This window comes from Shinella sp. Sh6 (genome assembly GCF_055392685.1).
In genome coordinates this window covers 3,710,117-3,733,188 of sequence record NZ_AP044005.1, presented here as the reverse complement: position 1 = coordinate 3,733,188, position 23,072 = coordinate 3,710,117, and the positions used below count along the sequence as shown (strand labels likewise).

26 protein-coding genes and 1 tRNA gene are annotated in these 23,072 nt (G+C 67.6%); 8 read left to right on the top strand and 19 right to left on the bottom strand.

What is annotated here, in order from left to right; translation table 11 throughout:
- Window positions 1-69: 69 nt before the first annotated feature.
- The 6 genes from ACZ5TO_RS17820 to ACZ5TO_RS17795 all read right to left on the bottom strand — a co-directional run bounded on the left by ACZ5TO_RS17820 (window position 70) and on the right by ACZ5TO_RS17795 (window position 5,694).
- Complete coding sequence (locus ACZ5TO_RS17820) at window positions 70-705, bottom strand: 2,3-bisphosphoglycerate-dependent phosphoglycerate mutase (RefSeq protein WP_464799037.1); 636 nt, start codon at window positions 703-705, stop codon at window positions 70-72.
- Window positions 706-727: 22 nt separating this feature from the next.
- The gene (gene dapB / locus ACZ5TO_RS17815) at window positions 728-1,546 is read right to left on the bottom strand and encodes a 4-hydroxy-tetrahydrodipicolinate reductase (RefSeq protein WP_184144445.1); all 819 of its coding nucleotides are present in this window, start codon (window positions 1,544-1,546) and stop codon (window positions 728-730) included.
- 17 nt (window positions 1,547-1,563) lie between these two features.
- Complete coding sequence (locus ACZ5TO_RS17810) at window positions 1,564-3,357, bottom strand: ABC transporter ATP-binding protein (protein ID WP_184144444.1); 1,794 nt, start codon at window positions 3,355-3,357, stop codon at window positions 1,564-1,566.
- 117 nt (window positions 3,358-3,474) lie between these two features.
- On the bottom strand, window positions 3,475-4,500 hold the full coding sequence (locus ACZ5TO_RS17805) for a glucokinase (protein WP_184144443.1): 1,026 nt from the start codon (window positions 4,498-4,500) through the stop codon (window positions 3,475-3,477).
- Between the two features lie 62 nt (window positions 4,501-4,562).
- Window positions 4,563-4,943, bottom strand: coding sequence for a methylglyoxal synthase (locus ACZ5TO_RS17800; protein WP_464799036.1), 381 nt, complete (start codon window positions 4,941-4,943; stop codon window positions 4,563-4,565).
- Between the two features lie 82 nt (window positions 4,944-5,025).
- Window positions 5,026-5,694 (bottom strand): GntR family transcriptional regulator, encoded by a 669-nt coding sequence (locus tag ACZ5TO_RS17795; protein ID WP_464799035.1) that lies wholly within the window; start codon window positions 5,692-5,694, stop codon window positions 5,026-5,028.
- 179 nt (window positions 5,695-5,873) lie between these two features.
- On the opposite strand from ACZ5TO_RS17795, the gene ACZ5TO_RS17790 reads away from it, so the two are divergent.
- The 3 genes from ACZ5TO_RS17790 (at window position 5,874) to ACZ5TO_RS17780 (ending at window position 8,962) form a co-directional block, all read left to right on the top strand.
- The gene (locus tag ACZ5TO_RS17790; RefSeq protein ID WP_464799034.1) at window positions 5,874-6,905 is read left to right on the top strand and encodes a trans-3-hydroxy-L-proline dehydratase; all 1,032 of its coding nucleotides are present in this window, start codon (window positions 5,874-5,876) and stop codon (window positions 6,903-6,905) included.
- Between the two features lie 105 nt (window positions 6,906-7,010).
- Entirely contained in the window at window positions 7,011-7,688 is a 678-nt protein-coding gene (locus ACZ5TO_RS17785) for a FadR/GntR family transcriptional regulator (RefSeq protein WP_464799033.1), read from the top strand.
- Entirely contained in the window at window positions 7,685-8,962 is a 1,278-nt protein-coding gene (locus ACZ5TO_RS17780; protein WP_464799032.1) for a CynX/NimT family MFS transporter, read from the top strand. Before ACZ5TO_RS17785 ends, ACZ5TO_RS17780 begins: the two co-directional genes overlap by 4 nt.
- Here the strand turns inward: ACZ5TO_RS17780 and ACZ5TO_RS17775 are convergent.
- The 3 genes from ACZ5TO_RS17775 to ACZ5TO_RS17765 form a co-directional block, all read right to left on the bottom strand.
- A complete protein-coding gene (locus ACZ5TO_RS17775) occupies window positions 8,932-9,633 on the bottom strand; it encodes a 5-formyltetrahydrofolate cyclo-ligase (protein ID WP_464799031.1) in 702 nt (233 codons plus the stop codon). The genes ACZ5TO_RS17780 and ACZ5TO_RS17775 overlap by 31 nt on opposite strands.
- A 63-nt stretch (window positions 9,634-9,696) precedes the next feature.
- Window positions 9,697-10,050: a DUF488 domain-containing protein gene (locus ACZ5TO_RS17770; RefSeq protein ID WP_464799030.1), complete on the bottom strand. Its 354-nt coding sequence runs from the start codon at window positions 10,048-10,050 to the stop codon at window positions 9,697-9,699.
- Window positions 10,051-10,653: a carbonic anhydrase gene (locus tag ACZ5TO_RS17765; protein ID WP_464799029.1), complete on the bottom strand. Its 603-nt coding sequence runs from the start codon at window positions 10,651-10,653 to the stop codon at window positions 10,051-10,053.
- Between the two features lie 332 nt (window positions 10,654-10,985).
- Here ACZ5TO_RS17765 and rnk point away from each other — a divergent pair, with 332 nt between their 5' ends.
- Both rnk and ACZ5TO_RS17755 read left to right on the top strand, forming a co-directional pair.
- Complete coding sequence (rnk, locus tag ACZ5TO_RS17760; protein ID WP_464799028.1) at window positions 10,986-11,414, top strand: nucleoside diphosphate kinase regulator; 429 nt, start codon at window positions 10,986-10,988, stop codon at window positions 11,412-11,414.
- A 163-nt stretch (window positions 11,415-11,577) separates the two neighbouring features.
- The gene (locus ACZ5TO_RS17755; RefSeq protein ID WP_464799027.1) at window positions 11,578-12,090 is read left to right on the top strand and encodes a hypothetical protein; all 513 of its coding nucleotides are present in this window, start codon (window positions 11,578-11,580) and stop codon (window positions 12,088-12,090) included.
- Window positions 12,091-12,106: 16 nt separating this feature from the next.
- On the opposite strand, the gene gdhA is transcribed toward ACZ5TO_RS17755, so the two are convergent.
- The 4 genes from gdhA to ACZ5TO_RS17735 form a co-directional block, all read right to left on the bottom strand.
- The gene (gene gdhA, locus ACZ5TO_RS17750) at window positions 12,107-13,462 is read right to left on the bottom strand and encodes an NADP-specific glutamate dehydrogenase (RefSeq protein WP_184144432.1); all 1,356 of its coding nucleotides are present in this window, start codon (window positions 13,460-13,462) and stop codon (window positions 12,107-12,109) included.
- 53 nt (window positions 13,463-13,515) lie between these two features.
- Window positions 13,516-14,667 carry an HPP family protein gene (locus ACZ5TO_RS17745; RefSeq protein WP_464800419.1) on the bottom strand — a complete coding sequence of 384 codons (1,152 nt, stop codon included), beginning with the start codon at window positions 14,665-14,667 and terminating at the stop codon, window positions 13,516-13,518.
- A gap of 182 nt (window positions 14,668-14,849) precedes the next feature.
- Window positions 14,850-14,936, bottom strand: a tRNA-Leu gene (locus ACZ5TO_RS17740).
- Window positions 14,937-15,017: 81 nt separating this feature from the next.
- A complete protein-coding gene (locus ACZ5TO_RS17735; protein ID WP_464799026.1) occupies window positions 15,018-16,445 on the bottom strand; it encodes a phosphohexomutase domain-containing protein in 1,428 nt (475 codons plus the stop codon).
- A gap of 140 nt (window positions 16,446-16,585) precedes the next feature.
- On the opposite strand from ACZ5TO_RS17735, the gene ACZ5TO_RS17730 reads away from it, so the two are divergent.
- Window positions 16,586-16,969 carry a BA14K family protein gene (locus ACZ5TO_RS17730; protein WP_184144429.1) on the top strand — a complete coding sequence of 128 codons (384 nt, stop codon included), beginning with the start codon at window positions 16,586-16,588 and terminating at the stop codon, window positions 16,967-16,969.
- A 51-nt stretch (window positions 16,970-17,020) separates the two neighbouring features.
- Here ACZ5TO_RS17730 and ACZ5TO_RS17725 read toward each other — a convergent pair whose 3' ends face one another.
- Window positions 17,021-17,320: an Rdx family protein gene (locus ACZ5TO_RS17725; protein ID WP_464799025.1), complete on the bottom strand. Its 300-nt coding sequence runs from the start codon at window positions 17,318-17,320 to the stop codon at window positions 17,021-17,023.
- 179 nt (window positions 17,321-17,499) lie between these two features.
- On the opposite strand from ACZ5TO_RS17725, the gene ACZ5TO_RS17720 reads away from it, so the two are divergent.
- Window positions 17,500-17,949, top strand: coding sequence for a DoxX family protein (locus ACZ5TO_RS17720; RefSeq protein WP_464799024.1), 450 nt, complete (start codon window positions 17,500-17,502; stop codon window positions 17,947-17,949).
- Here the strand turns inward: ACZ5TO_RS17720 and ACZ5TO_RS17715 are convergent.
- Window positions 17,940-18,338, bottom strand: a complete 399-nt coding sequence (locus ACZ5TO_RS17715) for a response regulator transcription factor (RefSeq protein ID WP_464799023.1) — start codon at window positions 18,336-18,338, stop codon at window positions 17,940-17,942. The genes ACZ5TO_RS17720 and ACZ5TO_RS17715 overlap by 10 nt on opposite strands.
- 170 nt (window positions 18,339-18,508) lie before the next feature.
- Between ACZ5TO_RS17715 and ACZ5TO_RS17710 the strand changes: the two genes are divergently transcribed.
- Window positions 18,509-19,270, top strand: a complete 762-nt coding sequence (locus tag ACZ5TO_RS17710; protein ID WP_184144425.1) for a Crp/Fnr family transcriptional regulator — start codon at window positions 18,509-18,511, stop codon at window positions 19,268-19,270.
- A gap of 2 nt (window positions 19,271-19,272) precedes the next feature.
- On the opposite strand, the gene pyrC is transcribed toward ACZ5TO_RS17710, so the two are convergent.
- The 4 genes from pyrC to ACZ5TO_RS17690 are packed head-to-tail and all read right to left on the bottom strand — an operon-like array spanning window position 19,273 to window position 22,890.
- The gene (gene pyrC / locus ACZ5TO_RS17705) at window positions 19,273-20,313 is read right to left on the bottom strand and encodes a dihydroorotase (protein WP_464799022.1); all 1,041 of its coding nucleotides are present in this window, start codon (window positions 20,311-20,313) and stop codon (window positions 19,273-19,275) included.
- A 59-nt stretch (window positions 20,314-20,372) separates the two neighbouring features.
- Window positions 20,373-20,996, bottom strand: a complete 624-nt coding sequence (locus ACZ5TO_RS17700) for a nucleoside triphosphate hydrolase (protein WP_464799021.1) — start codon at window positions 20,994-20,996, stop codon at window positions 20,373-20,375.
- Window positions 20,993-21,772 (bottom strand): ATP-binding cassette domain-containing protein, encoded by a 780-nt coding sequence (locus ACZ5TO_RS17695; RefSeq protein WP_184144422.1) that lies wholly within the window; start codon window positions 21,770-21,772, stop codon window positions 20,993-20,995. The genes ACZ5TO_RS17700 and ACZ5TO_RS17695 overlap by 4 nt, the downstream gene beginning before the upstream one ends.
- Entirely contained in the window at window positions 21,772-22,890 is a 1,119-nt protein-coding gene (locus tag ACZ5TO_RS17690; RefSeq protein ID WP_184144421.1) for an ABC transporter permease, read from the bottom strand. The genes ACZ5TO_RS17695 and ACZ5TO_RS17690 overlap by 1 nt, the downstream gene beginning before the upstream one ends.
- Window positions 22,891-23,072 lie beyond the last annotated feature (182 nt).

Sequence of the window (23,072 nt, the reverse complement as noted above, 5' to 3'; positions counted from 1 at the left end):
ACGGACGGCAAAAGGGGCGCCGCAGGGCGCCCCGGTCCACGATCTTCGAACGGCGTGGTAAACGGCCGGTTAATGCGCGCCGGACATGTCGCCGAGCACGTCCTTGGACTGCACGGTGGAATCGGCGTTGAGCACGTAGACCATCGGCACGCCGGTCGCGAGGTTGAGCTTCAGGATCTCTTCCTTCGAAAGCCGGTCCAGCACCATGACCAGCGAGCGCAGCGAATTGCCGTGGGCGGCGACGAGCACCTTCTCGCCGCGCAGCACGCGGGGCAGGATCTCCGTCAGGTAGTAGGGCCAGACGCGCGCGCCGGTGTCGCGCAGGCTCTCGCCGCCCGGCGGCGGCACGTCGTAGGAGCGGCGCCAGATATGCACCTGCTCCTCGCCCCACTTGGCGCGGGCATCGTCCTTGTTGAGACCGGAGAGATCGCCGTAGTCGCGCTCGTTCAGCGCTTCGTCGCGGATCGTCTCGAGGCCCGGCTGGCCGATCTCGTCGAGAATGATCTTCAGCGTCTTCTGCGCGCGCGACAGCGCCGAGGTGAAGGCGATATCGAACTTGATGCCGGTTTCGGCGAGCGCCTTGCCGCCGGTCGTGGCTTCCTCGATGCCGAGCGCGGTGAGGTCCGGGTCGCGCCAGCCGGTGAAGAGGTTCTTCAGGTTCCATTCGCTCTGGCCGTGGCGAACGAGGACGAGGGTTCCGCTCATGGGATAGGTCTCCGATGTTGGATCAGTTGAGCCCGAGCACGTCGAGCATGGAGTAGAAGCCGGGCTTGCGCTCGCGCGCCCAGAGCGCGGCATGCACCGCGCCGCGGGCGAAGATCGAGCGGTCCGTCGCGCTGTGCGAGAGCGTCAGCAGCTCACCCTCGCCGGCCAGCAAGACCGAATGCTCGCCGATGACCGAGCCGCCGCGCAGCGTGGCAAAGCCGATGGCGCCGGACGGGCGCGGGCCGGTGTGGCCGTCGCGCGTGCGCACGGAATGCTCTGCAAGCGAAATGCCGCGGCCCCGCGCCGCTGCCTCGCCGAGAAGCAGCGCCGTGCCGGAGGGCGCGTCGACCTTGTGCTTGTGGTGCATTTCGAGAATCTCGATGTCCCAGTCGGCCGGGCCGAGCGCACGGGCAGCCGTCTGCGTCAGGACGCCGAGGAGGTTGACGCCGAGACTCATGTTGCCGGACTTGACGATCCGCGCATGGCGGGCGGCAGCGCGGATCTTCTCGTCGTCCGCCGGCGCGCAGCCGGTCGTGCCGACCACATGGACGATGCGCGCCTGCGCCGCGAGGCCGGCGAATTCGACGGTGGCGGCCGGTGCGGTGAAATCGAGCACGCCTTCGGCTTCGAGGAAGGCTTCCAGCGGCTTGTCGGTGACGGGAACGCCAATCGGCCCGAGGCCGGCAAGCTCGCCCGCATCGCGGCCGACGAAGGGCGAGCCCTCGCGCTCGACGGCGGCGAAGACGGCCGCGCCTTCCATGGCGTGGATGGTGCGGATCAGCGTCTGGCCCATGCGGCCGGCGGCGCCGACGACGACCAGCTTCATTGCGGTGCCGCTCATCTCGTTCTTTCCCTGCACTATTTGCCCGCGCTGACGGCGGGCGCCTGAAGATTGTTGAGGCGAGCGTAGAGGCCGTTTTCGCGGGCCGCAAGCTCCTCGTGCGTGCCTTCTTCGATGACGCGGCCGTCCTGCATCGCGACGATCTTGTCGGCCCGCACCACCGTGGAAAGGCGATGGGCGATGACGACGACGGTGCGCCCGCTCATCGCCTCGTCGAGCGCCTTCTGCACGGCCTGCTCGGATTCGGTGTCGAGCGCGGAGGTGGCCTCGTCGAGGAGGAGGATCGGCGCATTGCGCACCAGCGCGCGGGCGATGGAAAGCCGCTGGCGCTGGCCGCCGGAAAGCGTCACGCCGTTCTCGCCGACGGGCGTGTCGTAGCCGAGCGGCTGGGCGAGGATGAAATCGTGCGCATAGGCGTGGCGGGCCGCGGCCTCCACCTCGGCATCGCTCGCCTCCGGCCGGCCGTAGCGGATGTTGTCGCGGATCGTGCCCTCGAAGAGGTAGGGCTGCTGCGAGACATAGGCGATGGCGTTTCTCAGCGACTGCTTGGTGACATGGGCGATGTCCTGCCCGTCGATCAGGATCTCGCCCTCGGCCGGATCGTAGAAGCGCGGGATGAGGCTGATGACGGTGGATTTCCCCGCGCCGGAGGGGCCGACGAGCGCCGTGGTGCGCCCGCCCTCGGCGGTGAAGCTCACGCCCTTGAGGATGGTCTCACCCTCCGAATAGCCGAAGCGGACATTGCGGAAGTCGATCGACGCGTCGGTGATGGCGAGCGGCTTCGCGTCGGCCCGGTCGGCCTGGCGCGGCTTGAGGTCGAGGACCTCGTAGATCATGCGCGCATTGACGGCCGCGCGTTCCAGCGAGACCTGCAGGCGCGCAAGGCGGCGCGCCGGGTCGTAGGCCATCAGGAGCGCGGCGACGAAGGCGAAGAAGGCGCCCGGCATCACGTCGCCGTAGATGGAGCGGTAGGCGGCATAGGCGAGCACGCCGGAAATGGCGAAGCCCGCGAAGGTTTCCGTCATCGGCGCCGTGCGCTCGGTCAGCCGCGCGATGCGGTTGGAGCGGCGCTCCGCCTCGTCGATGATCGCCTCGACCTTGCCGCGAAGCTGGTCCTCCATGGTGAAGGCCTTGACGATGGTGATGCCCTGGATCGTCTCCTGCATGGCGCCGAGCACATGGCTGTTGAGCTCGACCGCCTCGCGCGTCGCGCTGCGCAGGCGCTTGGAGACGTAACGCAGGCCGAGGAGCAGCGGCGGGGCGACGACGAAGACGATGAGCGTCAGCAGCCAGTCCTTGGAGATCATCACGCCGATGAGCGCGACGAGGGTGAGCACGTCGCGGGCGAGCGAGGTCACCGTCATGTTGAGGACGTCGCGGATGCCGGTGACGTTCTGGCTGATCTGGGCGGCGAGATAGGCCGAGCGCGACTCGCTGAAGAAGCCGACGCTGAGCGCCATCAGGTGCGAATAGAGCCGGCGCTGGTAGCGCGCGACGATATTGTTGCCGATCTTGGAGAGGATGACGGCCTCGTAATAGGTCGCAAAGCCGCGCAGCACGAAGGCAACGAAGATCGCGCCGCAGATGATGAGCACGAGGTCGGCGCGCTTGTTGGCGAAGGCCTCGTTGACGACCGATTCCATGATCCAGGCGGTGAAGGCCGTCGTCATCGCGACCACGACGAGGCAGGCGATGGCCGCAAGATAGCCGCGCAGATGCTCGCGGCCGTTTTCGGCGATGACGCGCTTGAGCACGGTCGTAACGGTGTCGGAGCTGACGGGCGGGCGCTCGGTTCGACTTTTATCGGTCAATAAACTGACTTTCCTGCACGGTCTCGACAGCGGCCGGCGGACCGGCCCTAGGGCGCTCTATAGGGGCTGGACCCGGCTTTGGCGAGTCCGCGGAGCGTCGAGACCTTTGCGAAAGGCTCACCTTTTCCAGTGGCGTCCCTCGGTTGCAACACCGAATCGCTCCGGCATGCGCGCGAAGGCGGCAAGGCCCGCCAGCGCCGCCACGGGATGGGTGACCACATAGGTGGGGATGGAGCGGAGGAGCGCGCTGTGCGGCGCCTTGTCCTCGAAGGCGGCGCGGAATTCCGGACCGCGGAGGGCGGGAAGGATCTTCTGCGAGATGCCGCCGGCAAGGAACACGCCGCCCTTGGCCATGAAGATCATCGCCATGTCGCCGGCAACGCGGCCGAGATAGGTGGAGAACAGCGCGACCGTTTCGATGGCCGCGCGGTCCTCCTGCGCGAGCGCCTTCGCCGTCACGTCGGCCGGGGTCTCAAGCGGCGCATCGACGCCGTCGGCGGCGGAGATGGCGTGGTAGATGTTCATGATGCCGCGCCCGCACAGGAGCTGCTCGGCGGAAATGCGGCCCTCGATGGGTTCGAGGAACGGCCATATCTGGTAGTCGCGCTCGCTGCGCGGTCCGACATCGACATGGCCGCCCTCGCCCGGAACCGGGATCCAGCTCTGGCGGGCATGGACGAGGCCGGCGACGCCGAGGCCGGTGCCCGGGCCGAGCACGGTGCGCGAGGCCGAATGACGCTCGATGCCGGGGCCGATCTTCTCGCGGTCCCCGTCACCCAGCGAGGCGACGGCGAGCGCCTGCGCCTCGAAGTCGTTGACGAGCAGCACGTCCTCGAAGCCGAGATTGGCGATCATGTCGCGCGGGCGCACGACCCAGGGGCAATTGGTCAGCGGCACCTCGTCGCCCTCGATGGGGCCGGCGAGCGCCAGGATCGCCGAGCGCGGCTGCACCGACGTCTTGTCGAGGATGCATTGCTGCAGAGCGTCGTCGATGTTCGGATAGTCGGCGGTCTGGATGATGGGAAGCAGCTTCGGCTCGGCGAAGGCATCGACCAGCAGCGCGAAGCGCGCATTGGTGCCGCCGATATCGCCGACGAGGATGGGAAAGGGGAAATGCGTGTCGTTGTCGTTCGGCCTTACCATCGGACTGTCCCGTTCTTTCACATGAATGGACCTGCTTGCGCGCGGCCCCGCCCAAGGTGGCGTCAATCTCCCGCAAAGTCGAGCAGGCTTTCCGCCGTCGCGCGGTTGAGCGCCATCGGAATGTCGTAGACGATGGCAAGGCGCATCAAGGCCTTGACGTCGACGTCGTGCGGCATGGGCGTCAGCGGATCGACGAAGAAGATCAGCAGGTCCACCTCGCCCGTCGCGATCAGCGCGCCGATCTGCTGGTCGCCGCCGAGCGGGCCGCTCTTCAGCCGCGCCACGTCGAGACCGGGGCAGGCCTCCAGCACCCTTCCGCCCGTCGTGCCGGTGGCGACGATGCGGGCTTCGGCGAGAAAGGCTTCATTCTCGGCGGCGAAGGCCGCCATGTCGTCCTTCTTCTCGTCATGGGCGATGAGGGCGATGCATTTGCGGCGCGACATCGGCTTTCCTTGCGGTTTTCCGGGGAATTTAAATCGATTTGAAAGCCTTATACAAAAGCGCCGCCGCCTTGAAAAGCCCCGCTCAACCGCGCTGGCCGCGCAGGAACGCCACCAATGATCGCCCGGCATCGAGGATGTGGTCGCGCGTGAGGAGCGAGGCGAGAGCGGCGTCGCCCTTTTCGCAGGCCGCAAGGATCGCCTCGTGCTCGCGCCCGGCCCGCGGCACGCCGTCGGTGAAGGAAAGCTGGGCGCGCAGGTATCGGTCGATCCTGTCGAGCGAGGCGCGCACGTTCTGCAGGTAATAGGGGCGGCGCGAGGCCTCGTAGAGGCTGTAGTGGAACATCCGGTTGATCTCGCCCCAGCGGTGCGGGTCCGTCTCCCGGTCGAAGGCGTCGCGATAGGCCTGCGCGCGCTCCAGCGCCGCGCGGTCGAGATTGGGAACGGCAAGCCGCATGACCTCCGCCTCGATGAGGGCGCGGAACTGGAAGATCTCCTCGATCTCCTCGATGGAAAGACCGGCGACGACAGCGCCCTTGTAGCGCTGCGTGGTGATAAGGCCGTGCTGCTCCAGCCGCGACAGCGCCTCGCGCACGGGGATGCGGCTGACGTTGAACATCTGCGCGATCTCCTCCTGCCGGAGGTTCTCCCCCTCGGCAAGGTCGCCCTCGATGATCGCCCTGCGCAGCGCCTCATAGACGATGTCGGCCGCCGAAGCGGCCTGCCGAACATCGACGGCAGCAAATTTCATCATGTCCAACCCCTGTGAATGGAGCCATGGTCATAGGTCGAAACCGGCGGCGGGGCAACCGAGCGCCCGGCGGACAAACCGATGAGAAACAGGATTGTATATTGGATCCAATATTTCTATGAATGATCATCCGCGCCGGCGCAGACACCGGCGCACGACATTGGAAAAGCGGAGGAAGCGCCATGCGCAGCAGCAAGGTCATCCACATCGTCACCTGCCACGCCGAGGGCGAGGTGGGCGACGTCATCGTCGGCGGCGTCGCCCCGCCGCCCGGCAAGACGCTGTGGGAACAGCGCAGGTTCATCGCCGAGGACAAGACGCTGCGCAACTTCGTGCTCAACGAGCCGCGCGGCGGCGTCTTCCGTCACATCAACCTTCTCGTGCCGCCGAAGGACCCGCGTGCCGATATGGGCTTCATCATCATGGAGCCGGAGGATACGCCGCCGATGTCCGGCTCCAACTCGATCTGCGTGTCGACCGTGCTGCTCGACAGCGGCATCATCCCGATGGTCGAGCCGGAGACGCGCATGGTGCTGGAAGCGCCGGGCGGCCTCGTGGACGTCGTCGCCACCTGCCGCAACGGCAAGGCCGAGCGCATCACCGTCACCAACGTGCCCTCCTTCGCCGACAGGCTGGACGCCAAGCTGGAGGTGGAAGGCCTCGGCACGCTCACCGTCGACACGGCCTATGGCGGCGACAGCTTCGTCTTGACCGATGCCCGCGCGCTGGGTTTCTCCGTGACGCCCGACGAGGCGCGGGAACTCGCCGAAACCGGCATCCGCATCACGAAAGCGGCCAACGAGCAGCTCGGCTTCACCCATCCGGAAAACCCGGACTGGAACCACATCTCCTTCTGCCAGCTCACGCTGCCGGTCGAGGAGCGCGACGGCGCGCTGCACGGCCGCAATACGGTCGTCATCCAGCCGGCAAAGCTCGACCGCTCGCCGACCGGCACCGGATGCTCGGCCCGCATGGCGGTGCTGCACGCCCGCGGCCAGATCAAGGTCGGACAATCCTTCTCCGGCTATTCGATCCTCGATTCGCGCTTCGACTGCCGCATCGTCGGCGAGACCACGGTCGGCGGCCGCCCCGCCGTCGTGCCGGAAATCTCCGGCCGCGCCTGGGTCACCGGCACGAGCCAGGTCATGCTCGACCCGGACGATCCATGGCCGGCCGGCTACCGCCTCGCCGACACCTGGCCGCGCAAGCAGTAACGCGCCTTCATCGGCCGGACCCGATTCGGTCCGGCCGATTCCGTTTGACGGCGGACACAAAGAAGAATAGTCATAAAGTCATCTGATGACTTTATGACTTGCGCCATGGACCCTCTCAACAGGACGAACCTCGCCGACACCGCCGTCGAAGCCATCCGCGGCGAAATCCTCGCGCATCGCTGGGCGGTCGGCGAGAAGCTGCCGAACGAGGCGAGGCTTTCGGCCATGCTCTCCGTCAGCCGCGGCACGGTGCGCGAGGCCGTGCGCGCGCTCGTCTCGCAGGGTTATCTCGAAACGCGGCAGGGCTCCGGCACCTATGTGGTTTCCGCCGCCGATGCGTTTCGTCCGCTGACCATGGCGCGCCGCGCCGGCCTTCGCGACCAGTACGAGGCGCGCCTTGCGCTCGATGCGCAGGCCGCGCGGCTGGCGGCGCTGCGCCGCACGCCCGGAACGGTCACGCATCTGCGCGCGCTCCTGGCCGAGCGCGGCATCTACGAGGGCGGCGACAGGGCGGGCTTCGTCGCCCGCGACTTCGCCTTTCACCAGGCGGTGATCGCCGCGTCGCAGAATGCCGTTCTCGTCGGCATGTACGATTTCTTCTCCACGCTCATCGCCGAGACGATCGAGGCGAGCCTGAGCGAGGAGCTTCCCGAACCCGACGATGCCGCCCATGCCGCCATCGTCGACGCCATCGAAAGCGGCGATCCGCAGGCGGCAGACACCGCCGTGCGCCGCTTCATGGCCCCCGTCCTTTCCGCCCTCGACCGGATGCTTCTCCCATGACCCTTTCCCCCTCCCCCGAAACCGACCCCGGCGCCATCGACCTCATCGACGCCGAGGCCGACAGCGTGCCCGCTCCCGAACCGCACCTGCCGAAGAGCGCGGCGGCACGGTTCCTGCTCGGCGCAAGCCTCGTTCTCATCGCCTTCAACCTGCGCCCGGTCTTCTCCAGCGCCTCGGCGCTGCTGCCGGAGATCCGCGAAACGCTCGGCCTTTCCGCCACCGGCGCCAGCCTGCTGACGACGCTCCCCGTCGTCTGCCTCGGCCTGTTCTCGCCGCTGGCCGCGCCCGTCGCCCAGCGCATCGGCACGGAACGCACGCTGCTCGCCGTCGTCACGCTGCTGACGCTCGGCACGGCGATGCGCGGCCTGTCCTCCATTCCGCTGCTCTTTCTCGGCACCGCGCTTGCCGGCGCGGCGATCGCGGTCGGCAACGTGCTGCTGCCGGGCCTCGTCAAGCGCGACTTCCCCGACAAGGCGGCGCTGATGACAGGCTGGTACACGATGGCGCTCTGCGCGGGCGCCGCGGGGGCGGCCGGCCTGACGCTGCCCATCGAGCAAGCGCTCGGCGGCTCGCTCGACGGGGCGCTTGCCGCCTGGGCGCTGCCGGCCCTTCTCGTCGGCCTGCTCTGGCTGCCGCAGGTGCTCTCCTCGCGCAACAAGGCCAAGCGCGCCGGCTTCCGCGTCGAAGGGCTGTGGCGCGACCGGCTCGCCTGGCACGTCACGCTCTTCATGGGCCTGCAATCGGCGCTTGCCTATTGCGTCTTCGGCTGGCTGGTGCCGATCCTGCGCGAACGCGGGCTCGACGGCGTCACCGCCGGGGCCATCGTCTCGGTCTCGGTGATGGTGCAGGCAGCCGCCTGCCTCGTCGCCCCGCACCTTGCCGTGCGCGGCAGGGACCAGCGGCTGATCAATGTCGTGCTCTGCGGCTTTGCGACCGTCGCGCTGCTCGGTCTCCTCTTCGCGCCGCTCTGGTCGGTCTGGTTCTGGGCCGTGATCCAGGGCATCGGACAGGGCGGGCTGATCGCCGTCGCGCTCACCGTCATCGTGCTGCGCACGCGCGATCCGCACATGGCGGCGCATCTTTCCGGCATGGCGCAATGCGTCGGCTACCTGCTCGCCGCCATCGGGCCGCTGATCGTCGGCCTCATTCGCGGCTGGACGGGCAGCTTCGCCTGGAGCGCGGTGCTGATCGTGCTGCTCGGCCTCGGCGCGGCGGTGAACGGCTGGTTCGCCGGACGGGCGCTCTACGTCAATGCGCGCACGGTCGAATCCTGAGGCCGGACGGTGCAGGCCTCCGTCACGATCATGTCCATCGGGATGTCGTGCAGCTGCGGATAGATCGTCGCAAGCCGCGCGCTCCTGTAGCCGATGCCGATGACGCGCGGGCGCTCCGCCATCGCCGCCAGCGTTCGGTCGAAGAAGCCGCCGCCATAGCCGAGCCGGTAGCCGGCCGGGTCGTAGCCGACGACGGGCGCGATGACGATATCGGGCCGGCAGGGATTTGCCGCCGCCGGCACGGGAATGTTCCAGACGCCGCGCGACAGCGCCTCGCCCGCCTGCCAGAGATGGAATTCCAGTGGCCGCCCCTTCTCGACGACGACGGGCAGCGCCGTCCGCCCGCCGCGCCGCGCGACCTCCTCCATGAAGGGCCGGAAATCCGGCTCGCCGCGGAAGGGCCAGTAGGCGCTGACGATGCGGCCCTCGACATCGCCGATCTCGGCGAGGACCCGGGCGGCGATGGCCTCGCCGTGGCCCGCCCGCACCTCGGCGGGAATGGCAAGGCGCTCGGCGAGAAGGCGTTCGCGTTCACTCTTGCGCCAGCGGTTCACGTCCCGCCAGGCCTGAAGGTCGAGCGGGCCGGGAAGGCCCGCATAGGCCGGGTCGATCTCGTGCAGGAAACAGGCCGGGGACGCGAAGGTTGCGGGTCTGTCGTCGTCGTCATCCATGTTCATCGGCCTCCCTGCGTGATCCGCAAGGATCGCGCCGTTTTCCTTCCCAGGCAAATGAAATCAGGCCCCCGGCTTCTCGCCGAGAATGCCGGCAAGCACCACCGCCTGGTTCCTCTTCTCGTCGCGCGCGCCGTAGAGCAGCGTCACCGTTCCCGCCGCCGCGCGCCGGCTGAGGTCGTCCAGCAGGGGATTGCCTTCAAGCTCCTGCCGGTAGCGCGCCAGGAACGCTTCCCAGCGCTCCGGCTTGTGGCCGAACCATTGGCGAAGCGCCGGCGACGGCGCGATGTCCTTCATCCATTCGTCAAGATGCGCCTTTTCCTTCGAAAGGCCGCGCGGCCAGAGGCGGTCGACGAGGATGCGCTCGCCGTCCTCCTTTGCCGGCGCCTCATAGACGCGCTTGATCCTGACGGGCATCTATCCCTCCCGGTTTCCCCTGACGGTGCAGTTGAGGTTGGAGAGGAGGCCGTCCTTCAGGCCGTAGACCCAGCCGTGGATTGCGACCTCCCGGCCCTCCTGCCAGGCCGTCTGGATGGTGGGCGTGCGCGCGAGGCGCTCGACCTGCGCAACGACGGAGGCCTCGCAGAGCCGGTCGAGATCGCCTTCACTCCATGTCCCGCACTCGCGGCATTCGAAGTTGCGGTCGGCGACGTCGCGCACCGGCTGGAGCCAATGGTCGATGAGGCCGAAGCGCTCGCCGCTGACGGCCGCACGGATACCGCCGCAGCCGTAGTGCCCGCAGATGATGATATGCTTCACGCCGAGCTGGCGCACGGCATATTCGACGACCGAGAGCATGTTGAGGTCGGTCGGATGGATGAGGTTGGAGACGTTGCGGTGGACGAAGACCTCGCCCGGCTCCAGGCCGGCGATGACATTGGCCGGCACGCGGCTGTCGGAACAGCCGATCCAGAGATATTCCGGCTCCTGCAGCTTGGCCAGACGGTCGAAATAGTCGGCCTTTTCCGCCTTGCGTTCGGCGGACCATGCCCGGTTGTTGGCAAACAGACTCTCGATCATCGGCAAGCACTCCATTCTTAAGGGATAGCCGAGCTATCGACCCTGAACTGGCTTCTGTCAAACCGCCAGTCGGTCGCAGGGCCTTGCGCTTGACTTTACCGCCGCCAGCGGCCCATCATGGGGCATGACGACGACGCTCTCCATCGCCCGATTTCTGAAGCGGCTGTTTCCTCTCGCAGGACACTAGCCCCCGGCCCGGCCGCGTCGCGCCCCGGCCGTGGGGCGAAAGCGGTTCCGTTTCTTCAGGCGAACCGCACCGGACCAGCGCGACACCATCTTCTTTTTCATTCATTGCCCGCATCCCCAGACTGCGGGAGCCCATGAGGTTTTCCATGACCGCCACCAAGACCAGGGCGGGCCGCCTGCCCGCCATCACCATCGCCCGCTCCGAGCATGTGCGGCTCTCCAACCTTGCCGACATGCTGGCCGAGCGCGATCCGCAGGCCGCCGAGCTGCTTGCCGCCGAGCTCGACCGTGCGAAGATCGTCGACGACGCGCGCATGGCGCCGGGCATCGTGCGCATGGGCTCGGTCGCCGAATTCCGCATCGACGACGAGGCGCCGCAGAGCGCCGAGCTCGTCTTCCCGAAGGATGCCGACATTTCCCGCCAGCGCATCTCCGTGCTCACGCCGGTCGGCGCGGCGCTTCTCGGCATGTCCGCCGGCCAGTCGATCGAATGGGCCGCGCGCGACGGCAAGGGCCGGCGCCTCAGCGTGATCGCCGTGCACGAAGCCGCGCCGGATGCGGCCTGCGCCTCCTGAGGCACCGGCCGCCATGAAATTCCTGTCCTTCCCCCAGTCCGGACGCATCGGAGGTTGCCTCGTCGCAGGATCCTGACCCCCTGCGCCGCATCCGCGGCCAGGGGGCGTCTCCATGATGGATGTCGAATGCCCCGCCTCCCGTGCGGGCAGGATGGAGAATGCTATGAGACAGGATCCCGCAACGCTGACGGCAAGGGACGGATATGTACTGGAACGGATGCTGCGCGACTGGTCGCCGCTGACACCGGAATGGCTCACGCTCCTCGAACGGAAACTGACGGCAGGCCGCCTGCCGGCCGAAAGCCGCATCCCCGCCGATCTTGCGACGATCGACGCGCGCGTCACGTTCCGCTGCGCAAGCGGGCTTGCCGATACCCGCACGATCTGCCTTCCCGGCACCTATGCGCCGGGCGGCGTCTTCCTGCCGGTCACCACCTTCTACGGCCTTGCGCTTGTCGGCCTTCGCGAGGGCGAGGCCATGACCTTCGACCGGCCGGAGGGCATTCGCGACTGGGTGGCGCTGGAGAAGGTGCATTTCCAGGCGGGGACCGGCGCTTCCGTTCCGGCCGACGTGCGCCCGGTCTTCAGGCTGATTGCCGGCGGCCTTGACGAGCGCGCCTTCGACCCGGCCAACGAAAACGGCCCCGGACCGGGTCCGGGGCCGTCTGCGGCATGAGGATCGGCAGGTGCGATCAGATGACGCCCTGCGCGCGCATGGCTTCGGCCACGCGGATGAAGCCGGCAATGTTGGCGCCGAGCACGTAATTGCCCTTGGCGCCGTATTCATCGGCGGTCTCGGCGCAACGGTCGTGGATGCCCTGCATGATCTGGCCGAGCCGTTCGCGCGTCTGCTCGAAGCTCCAGCTATCGCGGCTGGCGTTCTGCTGCATTTCGAGCGCCGAGGTGGCGACGCCGCCGGCATTGGCCGCCTTGCCGGGGCCGAAGAGCACGCCGGCGTCCTGGAAGATGCGCACCGCTTCCGGCGTCGACGGCATGTTGGCGCCCTCGGCGACGGCGATCACGCCGTTGGCGATCAGGGTCCTGGCATCCTTGCCGGAGAGCTCGTTCTGCGTGGCGCAGGGCAGCGCCACGTCGCACGGCACATCCCAGATCGAGCCCTTGCCGGCCGGGATGAAATGCACGCCCTTCGCCTTGGCGCGGGCATATTCCGAAAGGCGCTCGCGGCGCACTTCCTTGATCTCCTTGACGAGGGCGAGGTCGATGCCCTCCTCGTCGACGAGATAGCCGCTGCTGTCGGAGCAGGCGACGACCCTGGCGCCGTAGTCGAGCGCCTGCTCGATGGCATAGATCGCCACGTTGCCGGAGCCCGAGACGGTGACGCGCTTGCCCTCGAAATCCGTGCCCTTGGTGGAGAGCATGGCGCGGGTGAAGTAGACCGCGCCGTAGCCGGTCGCTTCCTTGCGCACCAGCGAGCCGCCGTAGCTGAGGCCCTTGCCGGTGAAGACGCCCGCCTCGAAGCGGTTGGTCAGGCGCTTGTACTGGCCGAACATCCAGCCGATCTCGCGCCCGCTGACGCCGATATCGCCGGCCGGAACGTCGGTGTATTCGCCGAGGTGGCGGTGCAGCTCCGTCATGAAGGACTGGCAGAAGCGCATGATCTCGCCGTCCGACTTGCCCTTGGGGTCGAAGTCGGAGCCGCCCTTGCCGCCGCCGATCGGCAGGCCCGTCAGCGCGTTCTTGAAGATCTGCTCGAAGCCGAGGAACTTGATGATGCCGAGATTGACGGAGGGATGGAAGCGAAGGCCGCCCTTGTAGGGGCCGAGCGCCGAATTGAACTGCACGCGGAAGCCGCGGTTGATCTGCACCTGGCCCTTGTCGTCGACCCACGGCACGCGGAAGATGATCTGGCGCTCCGGCTCGCAGATACGCTCGATCAGCGCGTCGGCGAGGTAGTCCGGATGTTTGGAGACGACGAGGCCGAGGCTTTCCAGCACCTCGCGCACGGCCTGATGGAATTCGGGTTCGGCGGGGTTGCGCTTCAGGACCTGGGCAAGCACAGGTTCGAGCTTCTCGTCGACAGTCGCCATTCTAATACTCCTTCATCTTTCATGCTTTCTGGAAAACTTGCAGGGCCGGCCTTTCAGATGCCCTGCCCGTGGCCGGCCATCATGGGTATGGGGCGGATCTCGGAGAGGCTCTTGGCGAGCATCGCCAGAAGGTCGGTCTGGGAAATGATGCCGATGACCCGGTTGTCGTCGTCGGTCACGACGACGGCATGGATCGTTCCGTCCGTCAGGCGCGGCACGAGGCCGATGGCCGGGTCGCCGGCCTTCGCCGTCGCCGCCTGCGAAACCGGCAGGCGGGCATCGGGCGCGGCGGCGGCAAGCTCGCGCAGGCCGACCGTGCCGGCAAGCCGGCCCTCGCCGTCGAGCACGGGCAGGGTGCGGATGTCGTGGGCGAGCAGGAGGCCGCGCACCGTCTCGGCGCTGGCGTCGGGCACGGTCGTCACCACGTCGCGGGACATGACGTCGGCGCAGGTGAGCTCGCCGTGCTGGCGCAGGAGCGATTGCAGCTCCACCTGCCGCAGCAGCGCGTCGAGGTCGGCGCGGCTGATGTCGAGGGTCTCGTTCAGGCTGGCGACGGCCGCATCGATATCGGCCGTGTTGAAGCCGACGCGGAAGGCGGCCGGCGGATCGGCGGTGCGGTGCGCATTGACGGGCGCGACCGTCTGACGGTGCGGATATTGCCGGCGGGAAAGCCGGTGGAACAGCATGCCGACGCCGACGAGAAGCAGCGAGTTGACCGCGACCGGGACGAGCGGGAACCAGAAGCCGGCGCGGGTGACGGCCGCCCCGCCGATGACGGCGGTGAGCGCGGCGGCGCCCCCCGGCGGATGCAGCGAGCGGGTGAGCGACATGGCGAGGATGGCAAGCGCGACGGCAAGGCCGATGGCGAGCGCCGGATCGGTGACGAGCGCGGCGACGGTGACGCCGACCAGGGCGGAAATGGTGTTGCCGCCGACGATGGACCAGGGCTGGGCGAGCGGGCTGGCGGGCACGGCGAAGAGCAGGACGGCAGACGCGCCGACCGGCGCGACGATCAGCGGAAGATGCGGGCCCTCGCCCATGGCGAGGCCGCAGACGAGGCCGGTAAGGCAGATGCCGATCAGCGCGCCCACGCAGCCGATCAGGCGTTCCTTGAGGGTGGCGCCGGCCAGGATGGGGACAAACAGCCGATATTTTGACCAAAAGCCCGTTTTGCGGGCATCTTGCTTCGAGGCGGCCACGATGATCCTGATGAGAAAAGAGGCAGAAAACGTCCCGTGGCTTATGTGCGCATCGCGCGGGCGACGCAAGAGTGCGCCGGAAAGATTCTGTTTCGCCGAAAGCGCGCTGGCAGGAGAATCGCAGGCAACAAAAAAGCCCGGCAAGCCGGGCTTTTTTTGGCAGGTTCCGGAAAGACCGGAACGGAATTTGGTGCCCAGAAGAGGACTCGAACCTCCACACCCTTTCGAGTACCAGCACCTGAAGCTGGCGCGTCTACCAATTCCGCCATCTGGGCGACGGAGACGCATGTAGAAGGAGCGCCCGCCGGTGTCAACAGGCTTTTTGAAGTTTTCGCAACAGCTTGGCGAAAAGCCGCTCAGCGGCTCACCGCCCAGGCACGGATGCGCGAGAGCCCCGCCTCCAGGAGGCGGGCGGCGGCGGCCTCGTCGGCGGCCTCCACGTAGCAGCGCATTTCCGGCGCATTGCCGGACGGGCGGAAATGGATGACGCTCGCGTCTTCCAGCGTCACGCGCAGCCCGTCGATGTCGCTCGTCTTCGCCGGCACGCCGATCGGCGCAAGGAAGGCGGCGAGCGGGCCCGGCCCGGAGCGCAGCTCGGCCATCAGCTCGGCGCTCGCTTCGACCGGGAAATCCTCCAGCCGGTCGCTGGCGGCGGCCGGCAGGGCGAAGCCGCGCGTAATCTGCGAAAGCGGCGCCTTGCCGCCGGCCGCCAGCGAAAGGACGGCAAGGATCGGCATCAGGCTGTCGCGGGTGGGCAGCGGGGCGAGCGTATGTCCGTTGACGGAAAAGGGCGTGGCGGTCAGCGTGCCGCCGTTCGCCTCGAAGCCCGCTACCGCCTTTTCGCCCGCGGCGACCGCCTCGTTCATGGCGGCGATCACGAAGGGCGAGCCGACGCGGGTGCGCAGCACCCTGGCCGTGACGGCCGCCTCGATGCCGGAATTGGAGGTGACCGGGGTGGCCACCGCCTCTGCGCCGAGGAAGCGGGCCGCGATCAGCCCGACGAGGTCGCCGCGAAGGGGCGTGCCCGTCTCGTCGGTAACGAGCGGCCGGTCGCCGTCGCCGTCGGCCGAGACGATCGCATCGAGCCCGTGTTCGAGCACCCAGCCCTGCAGCAGCGCGACGGTCTCGGCAGAGACCGCCTCGGTATCCACCGGAATGAAGGTTTCCGAACGGCCGAGCGCCACGACGTCCGCGCCATAGTGGGTGAGGACCGAGACGAAGAGATCGCGGGCCACCGTGGAATGCTGGTAGACGCCGACCCGCAGGGTCGAAAGGCTGCCTTCCGGCAGGAGCGCGCGGTTGCGGGTCTCGTAAAGATCGGTGGCGGCAGCGCCTAGGTCTTCCGCCGTCTCCTGCGCGGCGATGGGCATGCCCTCGGCGCGGATCGACGCGGCCGCGGCGGTGATCGCGGCCTCATCCGCCTTGTCGATCTCGCCGTCCGGCCGATAGAACTTGATGCCGTTGCGGTCGGCGGGGATGTGCGAGCCCGTCACCATCAGCGCCGCCGCATGGCGCTTCAGGCCGAGCAGGGCGAGCGCGGGCGTCGGCAGGGTGCCGCAGTCGCGCGGGGCAAGGCCGGCCTTGCGGAGCGCGGCGATGGCGATGGCGGAAATGGCCGGGCTCGATGCGCGGAAATCGCGGCCGACCAGAACCTCGTCACCCGGCCGGGCAAGGCCGGACTGCAGGAGGTGCCGGGCGAAGGCGGCCGCATAGAGCGCGGTCGCCGGCCCTTCGAGATCGACCGAAAGCCCCCTGAGGCCGCTGGTTCCGAATTTCAGGCTCATTCGATACCTCTCCTGTCCCTTGCGGGCGCGTGCCGTGCCATGGATCCATGTGCGCGATCACGAATAAAACAAAAAGTGCGCCCGTAATACGCGATAGGGACGTGACAGGGAAATATCCCGCCAGGATAGAGAGGATCAACATGTCGAAGATTCGAAATCTTGTTTTCGGTTGCGCGATGGGGATCGCCTCCGCCGTCGCGCCCATGGGCGCGGCCGAGGCCGTTCCGCTGGCCGTGCCGGACATGAACGTCCAGACGAAGAGCGACGTCACGCAGGCGCAGGTGGAATTCTGCGTCGGCTACGGATGCCGGCCGCGCTACTACCACCGCCGTTACTACCGCCCGCACTACGGCTACGAGCGGCGCTACTATCGCCCCCGCTGGGAGCGGCCGCGCTACTATGGCGGCGGACGCCGGGCGCATGTGAACTGGTGCCTCAACCGCTACCGCACCTACGACCCCGCGACCAACCGTTACCATGCGGGCGGCGGAATCTACCGTGTCTGCCATTCGCCCTATCGGTGAGCGGCAGGCAAGGACGCAAACGGCGGCGGGCTTCGGCCCGCCGTCTTCGTTTCAGCCCTGCGTGTGGTCCGCCCGGTCGGTATGGCCGAGGTCGCGGCCCGGCTCGATGACGTCGCGCACCCGCTGCTTCAGTTCCTTGGGGCCGGGGAAGCCGCCGTCGCGCTTGCGCTCCCAGACGAGCGCCTCGCCGACGCGGATCTCGAAATTGCCGCCGGTTCCGGGGATCAGCGCGACCTCTCCGAGCGCGTCGGAAAAGGTCGACAGAAGCTCCTGCGCCATCCAGCCGGCCCGCAGCAGCCAGTTGCACTGGGTGCAGTAAAGGATCGAGACGCGCGGTTTTTCGTCGGACATGACATCTCTCCATGGTGGGCGGGAAAGCATAAAGCAGGCGGCGCCTTTTGGCACGCGGCTGATTGCGATCCGCTCACGAAAAAGTCAACTTAATTTATCATGTTTTGTCGCCGCCCGTCTTGCCCCCGTCACCGGCCTGCCGGAGAGAGGGCGAACGCAACATTCCGACAGGAGATTCCATGACCGAGATCGCCACCGACCGTCCCCGCCTCATCGTGCCCGCCCTCGGGCGCGTCTATTCGGCGCTGGGCGAATGGGCCGAGACGCTGCTGCGCGTCGCCGCCGGCCTGCTGCTCGCCACGCACGGCTACGGCAAGATCCTCGATCCGTTCGGCGCGAGCGGCATGGTGGAAAGCCTCGGCTTCTATCCGGGCGCATTCTGGTCGCCGCTACTTTCGGCGACCGAGTTCTTCGGCGGCATCCTCATCGCCATCGGCCTTCTCACCCGCCCGGCCGCCTTCGCCGGCATGATCGTGCTCGCCGTCACCGTCTATTTCCACGGCATCGTGCAGGATCAGGGCCTGATGGGCGCAGAGAAATCCATCCTGTGGACGCTGATCCTGTTCTTCTTCGCCGTGCGCGGCGCCAACCGCCATTCGCTCGACGCCAGGCTCGGCCGTCAGTTCTGATCCGTCGTCTCGAGCGGTTGCGGCCTTGGCCGCAGCCGCGCCTTGACGAGGGCGGTCAGCGTCTCCGCCTCGAAGGGTTTCGTAACGACCGGGACGACCTCGAAGCCGGTGACGCCGCCGCGCTGGATCTCCGAAATGGTCGTCAGAAGCAGCGGCACACCCTTGTCGACCAGCCGCCGGATGCGCGCGAGCGTTTCCGCGGTTTCGCCCGGCACGTCGAGCAGGCAGAGATCGACATCGGCAAGCGCCGTCGAATCCCAATGGTCGACCTGTTCGGGCCGCTGCAGGGTGACGCGGCAATCGAATGCCGCCTTGATCAGATATTCCGCATCGAGCGCGATCAGGAATTCGGGCTCGGCGATCAAGATGTGCGGAAGATCGGTCTTCATGGTGCCGCACTCCTATCCATAGCGGACCGCCGCAAATCGCGGCGGTTCGGGAGGCGGACTGTGTGTCCGGGCCATCTTGCTGTCATTTAAAAAAGACATAGCAAGAGCGGAACAAGGACGGTCCCGCGACGTTCCCCCCGCCAGCCGGGGGAAATTGGGAACGGGGCACGATGGCAGGCGAGACGACGCGCGGACACCAGACGAAATGGCAGACGCCCTGCCAGCAATGTCCCCTCAGGAGCCTTCCGACCTTCCGGGATTTTTCAGCGAAGGAACTGGACTTCGTCGCGCAGTTCAAGCGCGGGGAGCTTTCGGTCGAGCGCGGCGCGACCGTGCTCGTGGAGGGCATGCACAGCGCCCATCTCTTCACCCTGCTCTCGGGCTGGGCCTTCCGCTACAAGCTGCTGACGGACGGGCGGCGGCAGATCATGAACTATGTGCTTCCCGGCGACCTCGTGGGGCTCCAGGGCAGCCTGATGGGCGAGATGGACCATTCGGTGGAGGCGCTGACGCCGGTGACGCTCTGCGTCTTCGAGCGCGCCCAGCTCGGCAGGCTCTTCGAGCGCCACGCCTCGCTTGCCTACGACCTCACCTGGATCGCCGCGCAGGAGGAAAGCATCCTCGACGAGCACCTGCTCAGCATCGGCCGGCGCACGGCGCTGGAGCGCACCGCCTATCTCCTGTCCTTCATCCACCAGCGGGCGCGCGCGACGGGCGCGGCCGGCGGGCGGCGCGTCATCCCCATCACCCAGCAGCATATCGCCGACACGCTCGGCCTGTCGCTCGTTCACACGAACAAGACGCTGCGCAAGCTCGCCGACCGCAAGCTGATGCGCTGGCAGGACCGGGGCTGCGAAATCCTCGATGCGGACGGCCTGCTCGCCCTTTCGGGCTGGGAAGGACTGAAGCGCGAGCCCCGCCCCTTCATATAGCGTCAGGCGACGTCCCAATGCAGCGGGAACATCGGGTCGAACACCGTCACCGGCCCCGCGCCCGTCTCGATCCTCGCCGGGAAGGCGACCGGTTCGGCGCGCCGGACGAGGCGGATCGTCTCCTCGTTCGCCGGCAGGCCGTACCAGGCCGGACCGTTCAGCGAGGCGAAGGCCTCCAGCCGCTCAAGCGCACCCTCTTCCTCGAAGACATGGGCAAGGCAGCTCATCGTGTTGATCGAGGTGTAGATGCCGGCGCAGCCGCAGGCGCATTCCTTGAGCGGATCGACATGCGGGGCCGAATCCGTGCCGAGGAAGAAGCGTGTGTCGCCGGACGTGGCGGCAGCGCGCAGCGCCAGCCGGTGCTCCTCGCGCTTGGCGACGGGCAGGCAGTAATAATGCGGCTTGATGCCGCCGACGAGGATGGCGTTGCGGTTGATGATGAGGTGGTGCGTGGTGATCGAGCCGGCAAGGTTCGCGCTCGACGCCTTGATGTAGTCGACGCCGTTCTTCGTCGTGACGTGCTCCATGGTCACGCGCAGCTCCGGCAGGCGCCGGCGCAGCGGGTCGAGCACCGTCTCGATGAACACGGCCTCGCGGTCGAAGATGTCGACCTCCGGCGTCGTCACCTCGCCGTGCACGCAGAGCGTCAGGCCGATCTCCGCCATACGCTCCAGCACGGGCATCGCCTTTTCGATGTCGCGCACGCCGCCGTGCGAATTGGTCGTCGCGCCGGCCGGGTAGAGCTTTACCGCGCGGATCAGGCCGCCACGGAAACCGGCTTCCACGTCGTCCGGGTCGGTGTGCTCGGTGAGGTAGAGCGTCATCAGCGGCTCGAAGCGGTCGCCCTTCGGCAGCGCGGCAAGGATGCGGTCGCGATAGGCGCCGGCATCGGCGGTGGTGACGACCGGCGGCACGAGGTTCGGCATGATGATCGCACGGGCGAAATGGCGGCTGGTATCGCCGATCACGCCTTCCAGCATGGCTCCGTCGCGCAGGTGCAGGTGCCAGTCGTCCGGCCGGCGGATGGTGAGTTCTGTGGTCATGGCGTCACTTCCTATCTTCACGGCTGCGATAGCACCCGTGGCGACGAAGGACAATCGCCTCAGAAAAGGTCGAGATGAAGGTCGGCGGGCCGGGAATTCTCGAGGATGCGCTTTCCGTTCGGCAGGTCGTTGCCGTAGAGCTTCCACTGGATCTCGTCCGCCGGCAACGCATAGCCCAGCCAGCGCTGGCGCAGCCGTTCCTCCAGCACCTTGTAGGGCGGGCCGACGAAGATGGTGAAGTCGAAGACGCCGTCGAGCCTGTCCCACGGCGCATCCCTGAAGAGCAGGTAATTGCCCTCCGCGAGGACGAAGCGGGTTTCCAGCGGGATCGCGCGGGCGGCGTTGACGGCAAGCTCGCGCGAGCGGTCGAAGACCGGCACCAGCACCTCGCCCTCGGCCCGCTTCAGCGCGTTGACGATATCGACGAAGCCGCGCCCGTCGAAGCTCTCCGGCACGCCCTTGCGTTGCAGGAGGCCGCGTTCGGCAAGGATGGCGTTATCCATGTGGAAGCCGTCCATCGGCAGGATCTCGGCGCTCTCGCCGCGGGCGATGAGGTTTTCCCGCAGCGCCTCGGCAAGCGTCGACTTGCCGGCAGCCGGCGGGCCGGCGAGGCCGACGAGGAAGCGGCGCGCGTTCCCCGCGCGCCGCTGGAGTGCATCCACGATCGTGGCAGGCGATATCATGCGGCGACGGCCTCCGAGGGCGCCTTTGCCCCGGTCATGAAGGCGACGGCGTCGGACATGGTGTAGTCCTTCGGATTGATGACCGTCAACCGCCGGCCCAGCCGGTGGATATGGATACGGTCGGCCACCTCGAAGACATGCGGCATGTTGTGCGAGATGAGCACGATGGGGATGCCGCGCCGGCGCACGTCGAGGATGAGTTCCAGGACGCGCCGGCTTTCCTTGACGCCGAGCGCGGCCGTCGGTTCGTCGAGGATGATGACCTTGGAGCCGAAGGCGGCCGCGCGCGCCACCGCCACGCCCTGGCGCTGGCCGCCCGAGAGCGTTTCCACCGCCTGGTTGATGTTCTGGATCGTCATCAGGCCGAGCTCGGAGAGCTTGTCGCGGGCGAATTTCTCCATCGCGCCGCGGTCGAGCTTGCGCAGGACGCTGCCCATGATGCCGGGCTTCCTGATCTCGCGGCCGAGGAACATGTTGTCGGCGATCGACAGCGCCGGCGAGAGCGCGAGGTTCTGGTAGACGGTCTCGATGCCGGCCTTGCGCGCCTCGATGGGCGAGCGGAAGGTGACGGGCCTGCCTTCCAGCCTGATCTCGCCCTCGTCCGGCGTGATGGCGCCGGAGATCGCCTTGATCATGGAGGACTTGCCCGCGCCGTTGTCGCCGATCACGGCGAGGATTTCGCCGGGATAGAGGTCGAAATCCGCATTGTCGAGGGCGGTGACGCGGCCGTAGCGCTTGACGAGGCCGCGGGCGGAGAGAATAGGTTCCTGTGCCATCAGCCTGCTACCTTTCTGATCCACTGGTCGATTGCGACTGCCGAGATGATGAGGACGCCGATCAGGAGATAGGTCCATTGCGGGTCCGTGCCGACGAGGCGAAGGCCGAGCGAGAAGACGCCGACGATGAGCGCGCCGAACAGCATGCCGAGGATGGAGCCGCGCCCGCCGAAGAGCGAGATGCCGCCGATCACCACGGCGGTGATCGATTCGATATTGGCGAACTGGCCGGCGGTCGGGGAGACCGAGCCGATACGGCCGATGAGCGTCCAGCCCGCCAGCGCGCAGATGAGGCCGGAGAGCGTGTAGATCGAGACCAGCATGCGCTTGACGTTGACGCCGGCAAGCTCCGCCGCGTCCGGGTCGTCGCCGACCGCATAGACGTGCCGGCCCCAGGCCGTGTGGTTCAGCACGTACCAGAGCACCGCCACGAGCAGCACCATGGCGACGACGCCGTAGGTGAGGACCGCGTTTCCGAGGCGCAGGTTCTCGCCGAAAAGCTGAAGAAGCGGCGCCTGCGCGGAGATGTCCTGCGAGCGGATCGTCTCGTTGGCCGAATAGAGGAAGTTCGAGGCGAGGACGATCTGCCACATGCCGAGCGTGACGATGAAGGGCGGCAGCTTCATGCGGGCGACGAGGATGCCGTTGATATAGCCGCAGAGCGCCCCGCAGGCAAAGCCGCAGAGCACGGCGAGCGACGGCGGCAGGCCGTAGCGGAAGGTGAACTGGCCCATGACGACCGAGGTCAGCACCATGATCGCGCCGACCGAGAGGTCGATGCCGGCCGTCAGGATCACCAGCGTCTGTGCCGCGCCGACGATGCCGGTAATGGCCACCTGCTGGAGGATGAGCGTCAGCGTGAAGGCGGAGAAGAACTTGCCGCCGAGCAGGACGCCGAACACAGCCACCGAAATGACGAGCACGATGAGCGGCACGGCAGAAGGACTGCCGTGGAGGAAATGCTGGAATTTCTGGATGGGCGTCTTGTCGTGGGTATCGAAGGACGCGACCTGCGTGGAACTGCCGGTCAGCACCTTCTCGAATTCCTGCGCGGGTTGCGAACCCTGCGGGGGCTGCGAGCCCTGCGGGGGCTGCGAGGCCGTCGTTGTCTCGCTCATGATCCTGTTCCTCCCCTTCCGTTTGCCGACCGTCGCGGCATCTGCGGATGAAATGATACACGGACGCATCGCCGGTGCCGCTTTGCGCGCACCCGCCGCGTCATGCGGCCACTCCTCCCCTTGCGGAAGGATGCGGCCCGCCGCCGTCCCCCGCCCTGGAAAGGTGCCCACGTCTATTCGCG

Coding starts and splice junctions, on each gene's coding strand:
- ACZ5TO_RS17820 (WP_464799037.1), bottom strand. CDS start 705: ATGAGCGGAACCCTCGTCCTCGTTCGCCACGGCCAGAGCGAATGGAAC.
- dapB (WP_184144445.1), bottom strand. CDS start 1,546: ATGAGCGGCACCGCAATGAAGCTGGTCGTCGTCGGCGCCGCCGGCCGC.
- ACZ5TO_RS17805 (WP_184144443.1), bottom strand. CDS start 4,500: ATGGTAAGGCCGAACGACAACGACACGCATTTCCCCTTTCCCATCCTC.
- ACZ5TO_RS17800 (WP_464799036.1), bottom strand. CDS start 4,943: ATGTCGCGCCGCAAATGCATCGCCCTCATCGCCCATGACGAGAAGAAG.
- ACZ5TO_RS17795 (WP_464799035.1), bottom strand. CDS start 5,694: ATGATGAAATTTGCTGCCGTCGATGTTCGGCAGGCCGCTTCGGCGGCC.
- ACZ5TO_RS17790 (WP_464799034.1), top strand. CDS start 5,874: ATGCGCAGCAGCAAGGTCATCCACATCGTCACCTGCCACGCCGAGGGC.
- ACZ5TO_RS17785 (WP_464799033.1), top strand. CDS start 7,011: ATGGACCCTCTCAACAGGACGAACCTCGCCGACACCGCCGTCGAAGCC.
- ACZ5TO_RS17780 (WP_464799032.1), top strand. CDS start 7,685: ATGACCCTTTCCCCCTCCCCCGAAACCGACCCCGGCGCCATCGACCTC.
- ACZ5TO_RS17775 (WP_464799031.1), bottom strand. CDS start 9,633: ATGGATGACGACGACGACAGACCCGCAACCTTCGCGTCCCCGGCCTGT.
- ACZ5TO_RS17770 (WP_464799030.1), bottom strand. CDS start 10,050: ATGCCCGTCAGGATCAAGCGCGTCTATGAGGCGCCGGCAAAGGAGGAC.
- ACZ5TO_RS17765 (WP_464799029.1), bottom strand. CDS start 10,653: ATGATCGAGAGTCTGTTTGCCAACAACCGGGCATGGTCCGCCGAACGC.
- rnk (WP_464799028.1), top strand. CDS start 10,986: ATGACCGCCACCAAGACCAGGGCGGGCCGCCTGCCCGCCATCACCATC.
- ACZ5TO_RS17755 (WP_464799027.1), top strand. CDS start 11,578: ATGAGACAGGATCCCGCAACGCTGACGGCAAGGGACGGATATGTACTG.
- gdhA (WP_184144432.1), bottom strand. CDS start 13,462: ATGGCGACTGTCGACGAGAAGCTCGAACCTGTGCTTGCCCAGGTCCTG.
- ACZ5TO_RS17735 (WP_464799026.1), bottom strand. CDS start 16,445: ATGAGCCTGAAATTCGGAACCAGCGGCCTCAGGGGGCTTTCGGTCGAT.
- ACZ5TO_RS17730 (WP_184144429.1), top strand. CDS start 16,586: ATGTCGAAGATTCGAAATCTTGTTTTCGGTTGCGCGATGGGGATCGCC.
- ACZ5TO_RS17725 (WP_464799025.1), bottom strand. CDS start 17,320: ATGTCCGACGAAAAACCGCGCGTCTCGATCCTTTACTGCACCCAGTGC.
- ACZ5TO_RS17720 (WP_464799024.1), top strand. CDS start 17,500: ATGACCGAGATCGCCACCGACCGTCCCCGCCTCATCGTGCCCGCCCTC.
- ACZ5TO_RS17715 (WP_464799023.1), bottom strand. CDS start 18,338: ATGAAGACCGATCTTCCGCACATCTTGATCGCCGAGCCCGAATTCCTG.
- ACZ5TO_RS17710 (WP_184144425.1), top strand. CDS start 18,509: ATGGCAGGCGAGACGACGCGCGGACACCAGACGAAATGGCAGACGCCC.
- pyrC (WP_464799022.1), bottom strand. CDS start 20,313: ATGACCACAGAACTCACCATCCGCCGGCCGGACGACTGGCACCTGCAC.
- ACZ5TO_RS17700 (WP_464799021.1), bottom strand. CDS start 20,996: ATGATATCGCCTGCCACGATCGTGGATGCACTCCAGCGGCGCGCGGGG.
- ACZ5TO_RS17695 (WP_184144422.1), bottom strand. CDS start 21,772: ATGGCACAGGAACCTATTCTCTCCGCCCGCGGCCTCGTCAAGCGCTAC.
- ACZ5TO_RS17690 (WP_184144421.1), bottom strand. CDS start 22,890: ATGAGCGAGACAACGACGGCCTCGCAGCCCCCGCAGGGCTCGCAGCCC.